The sequence below is a fragment of the Kitasatospora sp. NPDC001664 genome, from assembly GCF_053596675.1.
Genome location: NZ_JBSFGS010000007.1, coordinates 300088 through 318447, shown reverse-complemented (window position 1 = coordinate 318447; position 18360 = coordinate 300088). Strand labels below are relative to the sequence as shown.

Genomic DNA, 18360 nt, shown 5'->3' with positions numbered 1-18360 from the left:
GACCACCACGAAGACCGAGATGAAGCCCTCCTCGCCGAGGATCCGACGGTCCTTCAGCGAGGCCTCGGCCCCGCCGCACCCCGGCCCCCATCACCGAGGAACCCCTGATGACCACCGTCACCGAACAGCCCGCCCGGCAGGTCCTCCCCGCCGAGGAGAAGCACGCCGAGGAGCTGGCCTTCCTGGCCGCCCACGACAGCGGCCCGCGCCCGCCCGGCTGGGCGCTCACCCCGAGCGCCGTCGTCACCTTCGTCTGCGGCAGCGACGGCGCGCTGACCCTCGCCCCCGCCCGCCGCAAGGGCACGAAGCTGCCCGCCTCGCTGACCGTCAGCCGCAAGTTCGTCGGCGACCGCGCGCTGGTCGAGCGCTGCGTGGTCACCCTGGCCGGGGAGCGCGGACTGCTGCTGGTCGGCGAGCCCGGCACCGCCAAGTCGATGCTCTCCGAGCTGCTCTCCGCCGCCGTCAGCGGCACCAGCGAGCTGACCGTCCAGGGCACCGCCGGCACCACCGAGGACGCCTTCCGCTACGGCTGGAACTACGCGCTGCTGCTGGCCCAGGGACCCACCCCGCAGGCGCTGGTCGCCTCGCCGGTGCTGACCGCGATGCGCAGCGGGAAGGTCGCCCGGATCGAGGAGGTCACGCGCTGCCTCCCCGAGGTCCAGGACGCGCTGGTCTCGATCCTCTCCGACCGGCGGGTCTCCGTCCCCGAGCTGGCCGGAACGCCGGACGCCACCGTGCCGGCCGCGCCCGGCTTCACCGTGATCGCCACCGCCAACCTGCGGGACCGGGGCGTCTCGGAGATGTCGGCCGCGCTCAAGCGCCGCTTCAACTTCGAGACCGTGGAGCCCATCGCGGACGCGGCCGCCGAGACCGCCCTGGTGCGGGAGCGCGCGGGCTCCGCCGTCGAGCGGGCCGGGGCCGCCTTCGGCGTGGACGACGCGGTGCTGGACGCCCTGGTGACGGTCTTCCGCGACCTGCGCAGCGGCCGCTCCGCCGAGGGCTGGGACGTGGAGCGCCCCGGCACCGTGATGTCCACCGCCGAGGCCGTCCAGGTCGCCTCCTCCCTCGGCCTGGCCCGCGCCTACCTCCCCGGCACCTCCGCCGACGCCCTCGACCTGATGCCCGGTCACCTCCTGGGCGCCGTCCGCAAGGACGACCCCGCCGACCACGCGCGCCTCCTCGGCTACTGGGACGGCCCCGTCCGCCGCCGCGCCGAGGACGGCTCGGCCCTGTGGCGCCGCCTCTGGGACCTGCGGGAGAACCTCCGGTGACGACGCCTCAGACCTCCGCCCCCGGGGCCCCGGCGCACCCGGGCGCGGCCGGCGGCCGTGCCGACGCCGCCCTGCGCGGCGCGGCCACCACTCCCGCCCCGCCCTCCACCGCCGCAGGCCCGGGCAGCGGCGCCGCGGCAGCCGACCCGCGGGCGGCGATGGCCGAACTGGCCGACGGCGACGGGCCGCTCCTGATCGGGGTGCGGCACCACAGCCCGGCGCTGGCCGCCGTCCTGCCCGAGCTGCTGGCGGCGGCCGCACCGCAGGTGCTCTGCGTGGAGCTGCCCGCCGACTTCGACCGCTGGCTGCCGCACCTGGCCGACCCCGGCACCGTCGCCCCCGTGGCGCTGGCCGGTGCCGGAGCGGACGGGCGGCTCGGGTTCTACCCGTTCGCGGACTTCTCCCCCGAGCTGGCCGCGATCCGCTGGGCACACCACAACGGGGTCGAAGTACGCTGCTGCGACCTGCCGTTGGGCGATGCCGGCTGGTCCGCCTCCGGGCCGTCCGAGGCCGAGGCCGAACGCCCAGGGCCGTCCTGGGCCGACGGCCTCGTCGCCGGGAACACCGGCCGGGCCGGTGACGACCTGTGGGACCGCACCGTCGAGGTCAGGGCCCCCGGCAGCACGCCCGAGGCCGTCCGCCGCGCCGCCCTGGCCGTCGGCTGGGCGCTGCGCCAGGACTCCGCCGAACGCGGCGGCGTCCCCGCCGTGGACCTCGCCCGCGAGGCCCACATGCGCCGGGTCGTCGCGGCCGCCGCCGAGGGCGGCCGCCGGGTCGCCGTCCTGGTCGGCTCCTTCCACGCCGCCGCGCTCACCCCTTCGGCCTTCCGTGCCGCGCAGGCGGGGTCCGACGCGGACGGTCCGGTCGGTCTCACCTCCGAGCCCGCAACCGGCACCGAGGCCGAGGCCGGCTCCGGCGCGGGCAGCGCCGCACGGCAGCCCGCCGCCCTCCCGCCCGTGCCGTCCGTGCCGTCCGTGCCGTCCGACGGGCCTGAGGTGACGACCTCTCTGGTGCCGTACACCTTCGGCCTGTTGGACGCCCGCTCCGGCTATCCCGCCGGCATCCGGGACCCGCGCTGGCAGCAGGCCGTCCTCACCGCGGGCGGCTCCCCCGAGCTGGTCCAGGAGGCCGCCGCCCGGACCGTCACCGAGGTCTGCCGGGAGCTGCGCGCCGCCGGCCACCCCGCCGGCACCGGCGAGGCCGCCGAGACGCTCCGCCTGGCCGGCGACCTGGCCCGGCTGCGCGGTCTGCCCGCCCCCGGCCGGGGCGAGCTGCTGGAGTCCGTCACCACCGTGCTCGGCCAGGGTGAACTCCTCGGCCGGGGAAGGGCCCTGGCCCGCGCCCTGGAGACGGTGATGGTCGGCACCGACCGCGGCCGGACGGCCCCCGGCACCCCCCGCTCGGGCCTCGGCCCGGCCGTCGAGGCCGAGCTCGCCGAGCTGCGCCTGCCGCACCCGGAGGACCCGGACTCCCGGGAGCTGCGGCTGGACCCGCTGCGCTCCGCCCTCGACCACCGCCGCGAGACCCTGCTCCAGCGCCTGGAGGTCTGCGGCGCCGGCTACGCCGACCGCGTCGAGGTCTCCGGCACCGGGGACGGCTCCGCCCTCACCACCCGCTGGCGGGCGGCCTGGACGCCGGGCGTCCCGGCCCGGCTCGACCTCGCGGGCGTGCGCGGCGTGACGGTCGAACAGGCCGCCACCGGAACCCTGCGCGAACGGGCCAGGCAGCAGGCCGCCGACGGCGGCCCGAGCTGCGCGCAGCTGCTCGACGGACTGCGCGCCGCTGCCCTCTGCGACCTGCCCGCCCTGGTGGCGGAGCGGCTCGCCGAGGCGGCCGAGGCGCTGCCGGCCGCCGCCTCGCTGCCCGAACTCCTCTCCGCCCTCGACCTGTTGGAGGCCCTGCGCCGCAGCCACCTGCCCGGCGCCACCGACACCACCCGCGCCGAGGCCGCCGCCCTCGCCGAGGTCCTGCTGGACGCCGCCGTGCGCGGCCTGCCCGGTCTGGCCGGGAGCGAGGACCTCGCCGACGCCGCCGCGCTCACCGCCCTGGCCACCCGTGCCGCCGAGCACCGCCTGGGCCTGCGCCTGGACGGCGCCCTGGCCGAACTCGCCGCCACCGGTTCGCCGTTGGTGCAGGGCGCGGCGCTGGCCGCCCGGGTGCTGCTGGACCTGGACGGTCCGGAGCTGGTCGGCACCCGCACCGCCGGGTGGATCGACACCGCCACCCACCCGGACGCCCGGCGGCGGCTGGCCAGGCACCTCGCCGGGCTGCTCACCGCGGGCGGCCCGCTGCTCCAGTACGCCCCGACCGCCCTCACCCCGCTGCTGGACCGCGTCGACCAACTCCCCGACCAGGGCTTCCTGGACCGGCTGCCCGCCCTGCGGGCCGGGTTCGACGCGCTCAGCCCGGCCGCGCGCGGGCGCCTGCTGGGCGAGGTCACCGACCGGCTCGGCGAACGGCCCGACCTCACCCTGGCGGCCGCGCCGGAGCTGCTCGCCCTCTGGACCGCCGCCGACACCGCGGCCGCCGCGGCGCTCGCCGGGATCGGGCTCGCGGGCACCGCCGGGGCGCCCGAACTCACCTCCGCCGCACGGGAGTCGACCGACCTGCGGCCGGACCTTTCACTGCCGGCCGGCGCGCAGCCGGCCGCGCGGGGAACCGCCGACGAGAAGGCCCTGCTGGCCCCCGCCGACCGCTGGCGACTGCTGCTCGGCCGCGAGCCGGAGAAGCTGCCGGACGGCGCCCGCCGCTACGCCAACGCCCTGGACCAGCTCTACGGCGCCGGCCGCGGCGAGGGTGCGGACGACCTGCCGGCGGGCGACGGCGGCGGGAACGACCCCTCCTTCCCCACCGCGCGCGAGTGGTCCGAGGAGCTGGCGGCGCTGTTCGGCGCGGAGGTCCGCGAGGAGGTGCTCGGCAGTGCGGCCGAGGCCGGACGGACCGACGTGCTGGCCGAGTTGGACCCGGCCTCGGTCCGGCCCTCGGTGGAGCTGCTGAGCTCGGTGCTCAACCTGGCCGGCGGGATGCCCGAGGCCAGGCTCGCCGCGCTCCGGCCGCTGGTGCGCCGTCTGGTGGAGGAGCTCGCCAAGGAGCTGGCCACCCGGCTGCGCCCCGCGCTGCACGGTCTGGCCAACCCCCGCCCGACCCACCGCCCCGGCGGCAGGCTCGACCTGCCGCGCACGCTGCGCGCCAACCTGGCGCACACCCAGCGGCTGGCCGACGGCCGCACCGTCGTCCTCCCCGAGCGGCCGGTCTTCTCCACCCGGGCCCGCAAGGAGGCCGACTGGCGGCTGGTGCTGGTGGTGGACGTCTCCGGCTCGATGGAGGCCTCCGTCATCTGGTCCGCCCTGACCGCCGCCGTGCTGGGCGGGGTGCCGACGCTCTCCACCCACTTCCTGGCCTTCTCCACCGAGATCGCCGACCTCACCGAGCGGGTGGACGACCCGCTCTCCCTCCTGCTGGAGGTCAAGGTCGGCGGCGGCACCCACATCGCCAAGGCGCTGGCCCACGCCCGCTCCCTGGTGACCGTGCCCAGCCGCACCCTGGTGGTCGTGGTCAGCGACTTCGAGGAGGGCGGCTCGGTCGGCGGCCTGCTGGCCGAGGTCCGGGCCCTGGCCTCCTCCGGCGTGCACCTGATGGGCTGTGCGGCGCTGGACGACACCGGCGCCCCGCGCTACTCGGTGCCGATCGCCCGGCAGCTCGTCGCCGCCGGGATGCCGGTGGCCGCCCTCAGTCCCCTCGCCCTGGCCCGCTGGGTCGGCGACCGTCTCCGCGGGGAGCACCGATGACCGCAGCCGACACCACCGCCCTGCCGCCCGCGGCACCGGAGTTGACGGCCTCCGCCGTGGGCGCCCTCACCTCCCGCCTGACCAAGAAGCTCGACGCCACCGTGGAGCAGTACGCGAAGCTCCCGGTGGAGCCGGCCGAGGGCGGTGGGGTGACGGTCCGCTGCGGCGAGGACGCGGTGGTGACCCTGGCCCCCGGCCCGGACGGGGTGCTCCGCACGGAGGAGCAGGCGAGCTGCGGCTGCCTGCTCGCGCCGCGCTGCCTGCACCGGGCCGCGCTGCTCCAGCTCTGCCCGCTGGCCGACTCCGCGGCTCCCGCGGCGGCCGAGGCTGCCGCCGGGGCGGAGATCCCCGCCCCGGGGAGCTCCGCGGCGGGGACCGGACCGGCCGCCGACTCGGCACGACCGTCCACCGAAACCGCGGCACCGGCCAAGCCCGAGGCGCCCGCCCTGGCAACCGCCGCGCAGATCAAGGCGGCTGACTCCCTGTGGGCCGCCGCCGCGGCGGTCCTCGCCGCCGGACTGCCGTCCGCCGGGGCCGTGCCGCAGGCCGAGCTCCTGCGCGCCGCCCACACCGCCCGCCTCGCCGGACTGCTCCGGGCCGAGGCGGCGGCCCTGCGGGTGGTGCGGGGCCTGCGCGGCGCGCGGGCCCGCACCGTCAGCCGGCCGCTGGCCGACCTGACCGCGGCGCTGCGCGAACTCCTGCTCACCACCGCCCTGGTGCGCACCGGCCGGGGCGACGCGGCGCTGCTCGGCACCGCCCGCCGGGCGTACCAGCCGGGCGGCGCGCTCCGGGTGACCGGGGTGTTCCGCGAGCCGGTGCTGACCGCCACCGGGTACGGCGGCGTGGTCACCCACCTGGTGGACCCGGACGGCCGGTGGTACTCGGTCGCCGACGTCCGCCCGGGCGGACCGGGCCGGGCCCGGGGCGCGGCCACCGCGCCGGTGGCGATCGGAGCGGCCGCCGTGGACCACCGACAGCTCTCCCACGGCGGCCTGCTGATCTCGGGCGCCACCGTCTCCGCGGACGGCCGGCTCGGCTCCGGCAAGGGAGTCAAGGCCAACGCGGTGCCCGGACTCCCGTGGACGGCGGGCCCGTTGGCCGCCCTCTTCACCCGCCCGCTGTCCGAGGCCGCCGCCGAACGCCTCGGCGACGGCCCGCTCGCCGACCCGGCCGACGACTCCCGCCAGCGCCGGCCCGTCGGCTGCGACGTGATCCTCCTCGGAGCCGTCGGCGACACCGTCCTGGCCCGCGCGCTGGCCCCTGCCGCCGCGGCCCTCGCGGACGGAACCGGCCACGGCACAGTGGCTCCCGAAGGTGCCACCCGCTCCGCCCCCGGGACGGCCGGACCCGCTCTGAGCCCGATCGGCTCCGACCCGGCAGGGCCCTCCGCAGGCGACGCCACCACCGGAAGGGGGGAAACGGACGAGCGGTCCCCCGGCTCGCCGGGCGCGCCCGGCTCCGCCCCGCCGGAGGCAGCCGCGGACGGTGCCACCGTCCCCCCGGCCGACCCCACCACGGGCGGCCCTGTTCCCGTCGCGGCGGAGCCCGCCGCAGGCGACCGTGCGTACGGCCCGGTGCTGCGCCTGGCCGCCGCGCACGGGCACCCGGAGTTGTCCCACGTCGAGAACCTGCGCCAACTGGCCGCCCACCCCGGCACCTTGGTCCGGGTCCTCGGCCGGGTCGACCCCGACCGGGTGGCCACCCTGCGGGTACTGGCGGTGGCCCCGGTACCGGGCGAGGGGCCGGAGCTGACGCTCCGTCTGCCCGCGGCCTGGAACGGCCGGGCCGACCTCGGCTACGACCGCCTGGTCGGTGCGCACTTCCCGCCGTCGGCCGGGGCACCGGTCCCCGCCACCGGCCCCGACCCGCTCGGCGACTCGCCGCTCTGGCGGCTGCGCCGCCTGGTCGAGCTCGGGGTGGCCGGCGGCCGCCGGGCCGTCGCGGAGTCCGCCAGGACCGGCGGGGCCCGGACCGACGCCGCCGCCCTCACCCGCTCCGGGTTCGCGCGGGCGGCCGCCCTGGGCACGGCGCTGGCCGAGGCGGCGGACCGCCGCGGACGGGACGTCTTCGGCCGGCTGACGGACGACGCGGGCGACGCGTACGCGGAGGGATGGCTGGCCGCCGCCCTCCATCTGACGCTCGCCGAACGGGAGTTGGTCCGCAGCTCCTGGCACGCCCCGGAGCACTGAAACCCCCCGCGGAGGGGGGCACTCACCCGGGGGTGTCCCCCTTCGCCGCACGCTCTGGTGGGCGAAGGGCGGTGCTCGCCGCCACAGACCGGGTCGGCCGGGCGGTGCGCGAGGCCATCGGCACCCACGTCGCCCCGATCAGCACCATGCCCGTTGGCGCCGGGTTTCCAGTGGTCGGCGGGGCGGTTGCGGTGGCCGTCACGTTGCTTGCCGTCGGTGGTTTCCTCGGCTGCGGCAGCGGTGGGCTGCCGATCACCGGTCGGGGTCACCGCACGGAGGGGGGTGTCGGGCGCACCGCCGCCTTGGGCCCGGCGAACCTGCTCAGCCGCCATCGGCCGGCGACCTCTGCGGCGGAACGGTGTCACGGGGGGCCACGGAGCCCGCACCACCGGGCCTCGGCAGCCGGTACGACGCCGCTCCCGGGGTCGTCCCGGCGCAGGCTCCGCGGAGCAGCGCGGCCCCCAGGGGTGTCAGGGTGTGCAGCACCAGGCTGCGGTGCCGGTCCGAACTGATCAGCCCCGCTTTCCGCAGCACAGCGGTGTGCTGACTGATGCACGCGGCGGACACCTCGAGCAGCCGGGCCAGCTCGGTGGTCGCCCGGCTGCCGTCCTCGATGGTGCAGAGCACGGCCGCCCTGGTCCGCCCCAGCAGCGGCTCCAGTCGTCGGGCGGCCCCCGCCGCGCCCGGACGCTCCTCCCGCGGGATCGGATAGGTGAGGATCGGCGGGAGCGCCGGGTCCAGCAGGGAGACCGGTGTGCGGCTGCGGAACATCGTCGGCACGAGCAGCAGGCCGCGTCCGTTCAGGTGCAGCTCCTGGTCCACCGAGTAGTCGACCTCCAGCACCGGTGACTCCCACCGCATGCTCGGGTGCAGACCGGCGAGCATGGCCTCGATCCCCGACTCGTCCATGACCCGCATCCGGGTGGCGCGCTCCACCCGCACCCGGGTCCGCATCGCCTCCTCGACCGGGGCCACCGCTCCTCGGTAGTACCCGTGCAGCGCGGCACCCAGCCGGTCCAGCGCGGCCGGCCGCCCGTCGGCCAAGTCCCTTGCCCAGGAAGGGAGTTTCGTTTCCGACCCGAGGACCGCGAAGTCCCGGCCGAGGCGGGGTTTGGCGGTGTGCAGCAGCGCCTCCAGCCCCTCGTCGAAACCGAGGGCGCCTTCGGGAGGGGTGAGGAAATCCGGAAAGTAGCCCTTCCGGCGGACCAGGGGAAGAAGCATGCGCAATTCGTCCGCATGCCGCAGCACGATTCCGCGCCGCCGCTCGTCGGCATCCGGCCACCCCGTCCGGCACTGCAGCGCACGCAGGCTCAGAACCGTTTCCCACAGTGGATCGGGACGGTCCGCGACCCTCGTCCGCACCAGATCGGCCCCCGTGAAATGAATGCGCAGAACGCCCAACCCGTACCCCACCCGCCCCGTATTCGTCCCTCGCCGGCCATGCGCGACCCCATTCCCTCCCCGGCCGCGCCGACCCAGCATAGGCGCCATGTCCATGGCGTACGAAGCCCTTTCGTCCGGCCCGACCGGTGGCCGGAACCAGCACATACGGGGGAAGTTCCCACCCATTCAGCACCGGAATCGAAATATCGGGCATCCGGCGCATCGGCACCGATCCCGGTCGGCCGGCCGCCCCGGCCCCACCGCGTGCAGCTGGGTCTTTCAGGCCTGGCTTAAAGGCGTGGAGGATGCTCGACCGCACCTGGAACGCTGGCCCCGAAAGCACCGGAGTTCCGGCCCGACGGCCGGAAACCGGTCCGGAACCGAGCCAGTTCGAGCGGGAGGTGAGTGGCGTTGCGGCCCCGACTCAAGACCGTGCTGTGGGAACGCGCCGGCGAATCGCTGCGGGTGGCCCACGACCGGCGCGACCAGTTGCTGGTGGAGGACCCGACCGGTCAGGTCGAGAAGCTGTTGGAACTGCTGCGCGAAGGCACGCGCACCGTCGAGGAGTTGGCGGTCGAGATGGGCCTCTCCCCCACGGACCTGTCCGAGGCGGTGGCCGAGTTCGACTCCTGCGGACTGCTGGAGGACGCCGACCGGCTCGGCCGGCTCACCAGCGGAGCGGCCGAACGGCACCACTCCAACCTGGCCTTCTTCGAATCCTTCGCCACGCTCGCCCGTAGCCGCGAGGACTTCCAGCTGGCGCTGCGTCAGGCCCACGTCCTGGTCCTGGGCGCCGGCGGGTTGAACGCCAACACCGTCCCGCACTTCTGCGGACTCGGCATCGGACGGCTCACCCTGACGGACCGTGACACGGTCGAGCCGAGGAACTTCGCCCGCCAGTACCTGAACCGCTGGGAGGACATCGGCGCCTCCAAGGTCGAGCGCGCTCGGGCCTGGGTGCGGGCCTACGACCCCGAGGTGGAGGTCACCTCGGTGACCGCCGACGTCGACGGCCCGGAGACGGTGGCACGGCTGCTCGACGAGCACCGGCCGGACGTGGTGATGGCCGGCATCGACCAGCCCGCAGCGGTCGACCTCTGGGTCAACGCGGCCTGCGCCGCACGCCGGATCCCGTTCGTGCGCGCCGGGATGCTGGTCACCGAGGGCCTCGTGTACTCGGTCGTCCCCGGGGTCAGCGCCTGCCTCGCCTGCGGTCCCCGTTCCATCGCCGGGGCGGCGCCCCCGGAGGCCGGGGCGGCCCGGCATCCCTTGGACGGCGCGCCCGCGCTCAACCGGTCCATCGGCCCGGTGGCCGGCCTGCTCGGAGCCCTCGCCGCCTTCGAGGTGCTGCGGCTGCTGACCGGATTCGAGCCGCCGGCCCACGCCGGCCGCCCGCTCTCCGTCGACTTCGCCTCCGGGTGCTCGATGACCCGGGGTGCGTGGACCAGGGACCCCGCCTGCGGGGTCTGCGGTTCCGGGGCGCCCGGCGGTGGCGCCCCCGTTCCCGACCGGAGAGGAGGTGACGAACAGTGAAGCTCAAGATCCAGCGGATCGAGAACACCCGGCTGACCCAGGTGTGCATCCCCGAGGCCCTCGCCACGTGCTGCTGACGTGACGTGAGCCGGTAGCGAACGACGCACATGTCGCGAGGCCGCGCCCCGGCCCCACCCGGGGTGCGGCCTCGCACCAGATCTTCCGGAGCGGACATGGAGACCAACCACAGTGCCGGACTGCGCGAGCGCGTGTCGCCGGTGACCGTGGCCCACGACGGGACCGACCACGTGCTCGGCCGGCCCGACCTCGGCCTGTACGTCGCGGTACCGGAGCCCGGCGCGGCCTTCGTCCTCGCCCTCCAGGCCGGCGCGTCGCTCCAGGCGGCCACCGCACGGGCCGGCGAGGTGGCCGGCGAGGAGGTCGACGGAGCCGACTTCCTCGCGGAGCTCACCGAGATCGGGCTGCTCGACCCGGTGGGCAACGCGTCCGAGCGGGCCGACGGGCGCGAGATCAGATGGATCGAGGGCATCAGCCCGAAGGCCGCCACCTGGTTCTTCGGCCCGGTCACCTGGACCTTCTACGCGAGCTGCGCGCTGCTGTCGGCCGTACTCCTGACCTTCGAGGCGGACCTGCGGCCCTCGTGGGAGAGTCCGTGGATCCTGGCCGATCCGACACTCTCCCTGCTGGTGTTCGTCCTGCTGCGGCTGGCGCTCGGCGCGGTCCACGAGGCGTGGCACTGGATGGCCGCGCGGGCGGAGGGGGTGCCCGCCGCCTTCCGCCTAAGCCACCGCGGCGTCTTCCTGGTCTTCGAGACCGACATCAGCCAGATCGTGTCCGTCCCGCGCCGACGGCGCTACGGACCGATCCTGGCCGGCATGGCCTTCGACGCGGTGGTGCTGGCCGTGGCGCTGGGGCTGCGGCTGCTCCACCACCGGGAGCTGATCCAACTGACGGGCCTGACCGACCGCCTGCTCGGCCTGGTGGTCCTCAACCAGCTGACGGCCATCGCCTGGCAGTGGTTCGGCGTCTTCCTGCGCAGCGACGGCTACGCCGTCCTCGCCAACGCCCTGCGCTGCCACAACCTCAACCGGGTCACCTGGCTCACCGTCAAGCGGCGCATGGTCACCCTGGCCGAGCCGGAGGCGCGGGAGCTCGCATCGGCCGGGGACCGCGACCGGCGGGTGGCCTCCTGGTTCGCGCTGGTCTACGCCGTCGGCCTGGCCGCCACCTGCTGGATGGTCTTCCGGCTCGGCCTGCCGTTCGCCATCGGGATCATCGCCTGGGTGATCCCGAACGTGCTGGCCTTCGCGGTCACCACGGTGGCGTTCTGGGAGGCCACCGGCACGGTGCTGCTGGTCGCCGCCCAGGTCCTGCTGCCCCCGCTGCTGGCCCTGCGCGAGCGGCGGCTCCGGATCGCGGGGGTGCTCCGGTGAACCGACGACTCTCGCAGTGGCTCTGGCGCGCCCTCGTCCTCGCCGTGCTGCTCGCCGCCGCCGTGCCGTTCGCCGTGAACCAGTGGCGCGACCTGGTGGGCGGTGCACGGGGATCCGCCGCCCGGCCGGTGGCCGAGAACAGGGAGGCACCGTGCCTTCCCGGCCGGGCGGTCCCGCTGCTGACCAGCCCTCACATCCCGGAGAGCGAGGCCGATCTCGCGCAGTACAACTCGCTGCCGCCGACCTCGGGACCGCACTTCGCCTTCAGCGTGGCCCCCGGCGTCTACGACTCGCCACTGCGCGAGGGCCTGACCGTGCACGCGCTCGAACACGGCCACGTGGTGATCCAGTACGCCGCCGACACCCCGGAGGCCACGGTCCGCACGCTGAGCTCGATCGCCCGGCGCCACCCCGCGGACGTGGTGCTCGCGCCCTACCCGAAGCTCGGCCACGGCGTCGCCCTGACCGCCTGGGGGCGGATCGACCTGCTCGACGCCTTCGACGACTCGTCCGAGGACCGGGTCACCCGCTTCGTCCTGGCCCTGCGCGGACGGTACAGCCACGAATGGACCCGACCCGACCCGTGCTGATGCGAACGCTCCGCACCCGGTGAGCCCTTGGGGCCGATCGGATGAAGCCGCGAGAGCAATGCGCGGCTCCGGCCCGGCGGCGTGCTGTCCTTCAAGACATGCGATCACATGGTGGCGAAGGGCGATCACTCTCGGTACCGAGCCTGCTGGTCCTCTCGGCGGTGGCCCTGTCAGCCGTGACCGGATCGGCGACGGCCTCGCCCGGCCGGGCCGGGGCCACCCGCATCGCACCGGCGCGGATCGCCGCCGACTCCGGTGCTCAGGGTCCGGTGCTGCGGACGGCGGAGGTCTCCTGGGATCCGGGCGAGGCCCGTTCCCAGCTCTGCGGCCAGGCCCGGGAGACCGACCCGACTCCGGAGACCGTGCTGCGGCTGTTCCCCGACGTGACCGTCGAGGTGACGGGCGGTCAGGTCCGCTCGGGGCCCGCGGGCGAGGTCGACTGGGCGGCGCGGGTCGCCGGGGATCCGGAGGGGTCCGCCGACTTCCACTTCGATGCCCTGTGCTCGGGCCCCGACGCCTCCGCCGCCCTGATGGCCGGTCAGATCTTCACCGGAGGCCACACCTACACGCTGGCCTCGACCACGGCCGGCAGGGTGCGCGTGCAGGAGCTGGACCCGGCGATGAGCGAGGGCAGGCCGGGCCACCCCGACGACGGGGTGGAGGAGCCGCCGGAGGACCCGGTGGTGCCCGCGCCCTCGGTCGCGAAGCCGTCCCTGCGCGAGGACACGTCAGGAGACTGCCAGGGCGCCAAGGACGTGAACACCATCGACATCGCCGTCTTCTACACCAAGGAGGCCGCGGCCAAGGCCGGTGGCGAGCAGAAGGTCGAGGCCCAGGCGAAGCTCGCCGTGGACCTGACCAACCGGGGCTTCACCAACAGTGCGCTGGCGACGCGCGTGCGGCTGGTGCACACAGGCCCGGCCGAGGACGAGCCCGGGCTCCCGGCCGAGAACCCCGACGAGACCGCGCCCTACCGCACATGGGCCGGCGACAACGAGCTGTGGACCAAGTACGCGGCCGACGACATCGCACTGCTGCAGAGCGTGGGCACCGGCACCGGCTCCTTCGTCCAGGACCCGCGCCCCACCAGCGGCAAGCGGATGTTCTTCATGATGAACGTCACCGCCGTCCCCAACCTCACCTTCGGCCACGAGCTGGGCCACAACCTCGGCCTCGACCACGACTGGGTCGCCGAACCCGAGCCCGGCAAGTACCCCTACGCCCACGGCTGGATCCCGCCCAGCAAGAAGTGGCGCACCATCATGGCCTACCCCGGCGGCTGCGCCGGCTGCGAGCGGATCAACCGCTACTCCGACGCCACCGCCACCTACCAGGGCGAGCCCCTGGGCGCGCCCGACACGGCGGCGCAGCCCTCCGACGCGGTACGGATGATCCGCAGGAACGCGCCGGTCGTCGCCGCGATGCAACCCGAGAAGACCCCCGCCGTCTACTGCCGACTGACCGTCAAGTCCACACCCGACACCGGCGGCAGCGCGACGGCCGACGTCCCCGGCCCCTACACCAAGGGCTCCCTGGTCCACGCCACCGCGACCGCCAACCCCAACCACCGCCTGATCGGCTGGTCCCTCAACGGGACCGCGTTGGCGGACACCGACACCTCGGTGAGCGTCCCGGTCGACGCCGACTCGGTCCTGGAGGCTCGATTCGCCCAGGTCGACTGCGCGCTGACCCTCCGGACACAGCCGGCCGACGGAGGGACGGTCACCGCGGACCGCCCGGCGCCCTACCGGTGCGGCTCCACCGTGACCCTGACGGCCACTCCGACACCGGGCTGGACCTTCACCGGCTGGAACAGCGAGACCGGACCCGCCGGACGCGGCCTGGTCGCGACGACACCGGTGCACCAGCTCACCCTCGACCAGGACACCGCGCTGACCGCGACCTTCACGAAGTCCGACGTGGTCGTGCCCACCCCGACACCGACACCGACACCGACACCGACGCCCACGCCGTCGCCCAGCCCCAGCCCGACCCCGACACCCACGCCCAGCCCCAGCCCCACGCCCACATCCAGCCCGAGCCCGGCACCCACACCGACCTCTTCGCCGACGCCGACCGTCCCCAACCCGCCTGTCCCGCCGAGCCCGGATCAGCAGTCCGTCGTCAACCCGCCGACCCCGCCCGGCCCGCCGGTTCCGGCCCGGCCGACCCCGTCCGCGACGGAGAGCGCCAGGTCCGAGCTGCCGTCGACCGGCCTGCCCGTCCCGCTCGTCGCCACCGCCCTGACCGCAGGCCTGGCCATGACGGCCGGTGGCATCCTCGTGGCCCGGCGGCGCCGCAGGGTTCGCGGCTAGGACACCGACCGCACACCGTCTCCGGGCCCGCCAACTCCGTTGGCGGGCCCGGGGACCTGCGCTGTCACGAGCGCCATCCCGGCAGCGGCGGGCTCAGCGCTCGGCGAGCTCCGTCGGTGCCTCCTGCACCGTCCAGCCGTTGCCGTCCGGGTCGGTGAAGGACAGGAAGGAGTTCCACTCCCCGCCCTTGCCGTCGGCCCAGCCGCTCTCGCCCAGGTGCCGCACCGGGCTCACCTCCACGCCCCGCGCGACGAGTTGGGCGTGGGCGGCCTCGATGTCGGTGACGCAGAGCTGGATCCCCTGAAGGGTGCCCGGCACCATCCCGCCCTCTCCTTCCGCGCCCGGCGGCATGCCGGACATCATCACCACCGAACAGCGCGAACCCGGCGGCGTCAGCTGGATGATCCGCACGCCCGGGGCGACTTCGCTGTCCAGGTCCACCTTGAAGCCGATCTTCTCGGCGTAGAACTCCTTGGCCCGGTCCAGGTCGGTGACCGGGACGGGGACGACCTCGAGCGTCCAGTTCACGGCGGTTCTCCTCCTCGCGCTGACGGTTGGCTCCCACCGTCCCGCAGACCGCATCCCGCCGCACGGCGCAACGCCGCACTCCGCACCCGAGAAAGCGCTCTCAACCCGACAGAAGCCCCCACCGCCGCACCCGAACTGACGGAGATTCAGAGCACAGCAGGTCAGAGCCCTGCGCCTGACATTGCCATGACGACCACCCCTCCGTACCATTCAGGCGAGCAAGGCAAGGCCACGTCATTTCAGAGAGCGCTCTCACCCCACAGAGAGGCCATCCATGGCTGCCACACTCCGCAGGCCCCGCCGCCTGCTCGGCGTCCTGCTGCCCGCACTCGCCGCCGTCCTCACCCTGGCCGGCCCCACCGCGGCCCGCACCGAACCGGCCGCCGTCACCCCTGCCCCGGCCGCCGCGGCGGCGGCCGTCACCACCTGGGCGGACGAGTTCAACGGGCCCTCCGGGGCCGCCCCCGATCCGGGCAAGTGGACGATGGAGACCGGGGGTTCGGGCTTCGGCAACCACGAGCTCCAGTACTACACCGGCGGCAACGCCAACGCCGCCCAGGACGGCCAGGGCAACCTGGTGATCACCGCCCGCCGCAACACCAACACCAACCTCGGCTGCTGGTACGGCACTTGTCAGTACACCTCGGCCCGGATGAACACCGCGCAGACCTTCACCCAGGCCTACGGCCACTTCGAGTCCCGGATCAAGATCCCGCGCGGGCAGGGCATCTGGCCCGCGTTCTGGATGCTCGGCAACGACCTCGGCTCGGTGGGCTGGCCCAACAGCGGCGAGATCGACATCATGGAGAACATCGGCCGCGAGCCCTCCACCGTGCACGGCACCCTGCACGGCCCGGGCTACTCCGGTGCCGCCGGCCTCGGCTCCGCCTACAGCCTCCCGGGCGGCCAGGCCTTCGCCGACGCCTTCCACGTCTTCGCCGTCGACTGGAGCCCGGGCTCCATCACCTGGTCGGTGGACGGCCAGGCCTACCGGACCCGCACCACGGCCGACACCAACGGCAACCGCTGGGTCTTCGACCACCCGTTCTTCCTGATCCTCAACCTGGCCGTCGGCGGCGACTGGCCGGGCAGCCCGGACGGCTCCTCCACCTACCCGCAGACCATGACGGTGGACTACGTCCGCGCCTCCACCTCCAACGGCGGCCCCACCCGCACCGGCCAGATCTCCGGCATCGGCGGCATGTGCGTGGACGTGGCCGGTGCCTCCAGCGCCGACCACACCCCGATCCAGCTGCACAACTGCACCGGCAACGCCGCCCAGCAGTGGACCACCGGCGACGGCACCGTCCGCGCCCTCGGCAAGTGCCTGGACGTCGACGCCGCCAACAGCGCCGACGGCACCGCGATCCAGCTCTACACCTGCAACGGCACCAACGCCCAGCAGTGGAGCATCAACGGCGACGGCACCGTCCGCGCCCTCGGCAAGTGCCTGGACGCCGCCGGCGGCTCCTCCGCCGACGGCACCCGCCTGATCCTGTGGACCTGCAACGGCGGCGCCAACCAGCGCTGGACGCTCGGCTGATCCACCCCACCCCCTCGGGCTCCCTGCCCCGTCCCGTCCCTCTCCGCAGCGTCCACCCTCCGCCCTCTTCACCCCCCCCACGCGAAGAACGGACACCGCCACCCATGACGCACCGTCACCACCGCCCGCCGCTCTCCCGGCGAGGCGTGCTCACCGCCGCCGGCGCGGCCCTCGCCGTCCCCGCCCTGGGCGGTCTGCTCCGCGCCACGTCCGCCGCCAGCGCCGCCACCACCCCCACCCTGGCACTGGACCTGGCCAACACCACCGGAAGCAACACCGTCTACGCCTACGTGGTCGGCCGCGACCCCTCGGCGGGCGGCAGCTGGGCCTTCCTGCGCTCCGACGGCGTCTCGCTGTACCGGCCGCCGAACCCGCCCGCCAACCAGACCCCGCTCGGCGTGGACTGCGCCATCGCGCTGAACGCCTCCGGCGCCGGCCCGCGCCGGATCACCCTGCCCCGGCTGGACAGCGGGCGGATCTACTTCTCGGTCGGCGCCAAGCTCACCTTCCTGATGAACCTCGGCGGCGGGCTGGCCCTGCCCTCGGTCTCCAACCCGAGCGACCCGAACATCGACGTCCGGCACGACTTCTGCGAATTCACGTACAACGCGGACCAGTTGTACGCCAACATCACCTTCGTCGACATGGTCGGCCTGCCGATCTCGTTCCGCCTGGAGACCGGTCAGGGCACCCAGACGGTGGCCGGCCTGCCCGCCGACGGCCTGGCCAGGGTGGCCGCCGCGCTGCGCGGCCAGTCCACCGCCGACGGCAGCGACTGGAGCCGCCTGGTGGTCAACCGCAACGGCGCCGACCTGCGCGTGCTCAGCCCCAACCTGGCCATCCGCGGCAACACCTCGCTCTTCGCCGGGTACTTCGACTCCTACGTGGACCAGGTCTGGAGCAAGTACCGCACCACCGACCTGAGGATCGACACCCAGTTCACCTGGGGCACCGTCACCGGCCGGGTCTCCGGCGAGACCCTGACCTTCCCGGGCGTGGGCAGCTTCGGCCGCCCCTCCACCCTGGCGGTCTTCTCCTGCAGCGACGCGCCGTTCACCACCGGCAACGACCTGATGGGCAATCTGAGCGCCCGCCTGGCCGCCGCGTTCAACCGCACCACCCTCCTGGACAACGCGCTGCAGCCCACCAACGAGAACCCGGCCGCCTTCTACACCAAGCCCCGCACCAACCACTACGCCCGGATCCTGCACTCCACCACCGCCGACCGGCTCGGCTACGCCTTCCCCTACGACGACGTGCACCCCGCGGGCACCGACTTCGAGGGCAAGGTCCAGTCGGGCGACCCACGGCTGTGGACCATCACGGTCGGCGGCACCACCGCCGGCCCCGGCCCCTCCCCCAGCCCGACCCCGACCGGAGGCACCGTCAGCGCCTTCTCCACCGTCCAGGCCGAGTCCTTCCGCGCCCAGAACGGCGCCCAGGTGGAGGCCTGTTCGGACACCGGCGGCGGCTCGGACGTCGGCTGGCTGGCCAACGGCGACTGGCTCCGCTACAGCCTGGACTTCGGCTCCGCCGGCGCCACCCGCTTCTCCGCCCGGGTCGCCTCCGGCGCCGCGGCCGGAGTCAGCGGCCTGATCCAGGTCCGCCTGGGCAGCCCGACCGCCACCCCGGTCGGCAGCCTCGCCCTCGCCTCCACCGGCGGCTGGCAGGCCTGGCGCACCGTCCCGGCCGACATCGCCCGCACCACCGGCGTCCGGGACGTCTACCTGACCTTCGACAGCGGCCAGCCGGCCGACTTCGTCAACCTCAACTGGTTCACCTTCGCCTGACGCCCGCTCACCACCCGACCCAGGACGGACGCCCCG

The 18360-nt window shown here is 75.0% G+C and carries 11 protein-coding genes; 9 read left to right on the top strand and 2 right to left on the bottom strand.

The window, feature by feature from the left end; all coding sequences use genetic code 11:
- The first annotated feature begins 107 nt into the window (after positions 1–107).
- From ACWCYY_RS13100 to ACWCYY_RS13090, 3 genes are all read left to right on the top strand, one after another.
- Complete coding sequence (locus tag ACWCYY_RS13100) at positions 108–1271, top strand: ATP-binding protein (protein ID WP_345288200.1); 1164 nt, start codon at positions 108–110, stop codon at positions 1269–1271.
- Positions 1272–1429: 158 nt separating this feature from the next.
- Positions 1430–5059, top strand: coding sequence for a DUF5682 family protein (locus tag ACWCYY_RS13095; RefSeq protein WP_449796069.1), 3630 nt, complete (start codon positions 1430–1432; stop codon positions 5057–5059).
- A complete protein-coding gene (locus ACWCYY_RS13090) occupies positions 5056–7248 on the top strand; it encodes a hypothetical protein (RefSeq protein ID WP_449796061.1) in 2193 nt (730 codons plus the stop codon). Before ACWCYY_RS13095 ends, ACWCYY_RS13090 begins: the two co-directional genes overlap by 4 nt.
- Positions 7249–7569: 321 nt before the next feature.
- Here ACWCYY_RS13090 and ACWCYY_RS13085 read toward each other — a convergent pair whose 3' ends face one another.
- Positions 7570–8469, bottom strand: a complete 900-nt coding sequence (locus ACWCYY_RS13085; RefSeq protein WP_449796060.1) for an ArsR/SmtB family transcription factor — start codon at positions 8467–8469, stop codon at positions 7570–7572.
- Between the two features lie 573 nt (positions 8470–9042).
- Between ACWCYY_RS13085 and ACWCYY_RS13080 the strand changes: the two genes are divergently transcribed.
- From ACWCYY_RS13080 to ACWCYY_RS13065, 4 genes are all read left to right on the top strand, one after another.
- On the top strand, positions 9043–10164 hold the full coding sequence (locus ACWCYY_RS13080; RefSeq protein ID WP_449796059.1) for a ThiF family adenylyltransferase: 1122 nt from the start codon (positions 9043–9045) through the stop codon (positions 10162–10164).
- Positions 10165–10337: 173 nt separating this feature from the next.
- Complete coding sequence (locus ACWCYY_RS13075) at positions 10338–11558, top strand: hypothetical protein (protein ID WP_380149684.1); 1221 nt, start codon at positions 10338–10340, stop codon at positions 11556–11558.
- A complete protein-coding gene (locus tag ACWCYY_RS13070; RefSeq protein ID WP_380149683.1) occupies positions 11555–12148 on the top strand; it encodes a DUF3105 domain-containing protein in 594 nt (197 codons plus the stop codon). The genes ACWCYY_RS13075 and ACWCYY_RS13070 overlap by 4 nt, the downstream gene beginning before the upstream one ends.
- Positions 12149–12324: 176 nt before the next feature.
- The gene (locus ACWCYY_RS13065; RefSeq protein ID WP_449796058.1) at positions 12325–14463 is read left to right on the top strand and encodes an InlB B-repeat-containing protein; all 2139 of its coding nucleotides are present in this window, start codon (positions 12325–12327) and stop codon (positions 14461–14463) included.
- Positions 14464–14556: 93 nt separating this feature from the next.
- Here ACWCYY_RS13065 and ACWCYY_RS13060 read toward each other — a convergent pair whose 3' ends face one another.
- Positions 14557–14991, bottom strand: coding sequence for a VOC family protein (locus ACWCYY_RS13060; RefSeq protein ID WP_449796057.1), 435 nt, complete (start codon positions 14989–14991; stop codon positions 14557–14559).
- Positions 14992–15265: 274 nt separating this feature from the next.
- Between ACWCYY_RS13060 and ACWCYY_RS13055 the strand changes: the two genes are divergently transcribed.
- Positions 15266–16534: a family 16 glycosylhydrolase gene (locus tag ACWCYY_RS13055; protein ID WP_449796056.1), complete on the top strand. Its 1269-nt coding sequence runs from the start codon at positions 15266–15268 to the stop codon at positions 16532–16534.
- 104 nt (positions 16535–16638) lie between these two features.
- A complete protein-coding gene (locus tag ACWCYY_RS13050) occupies positions 16639–18324 on the top strand; it encodes a glycoside hydrolase family 64 protein (protein WP_345284046.1) in 1686 nt (561 codons plus the stop codon).
- The last annotated feature ends 36 nt before the right edge of the window (positions 18325–18360 follow it).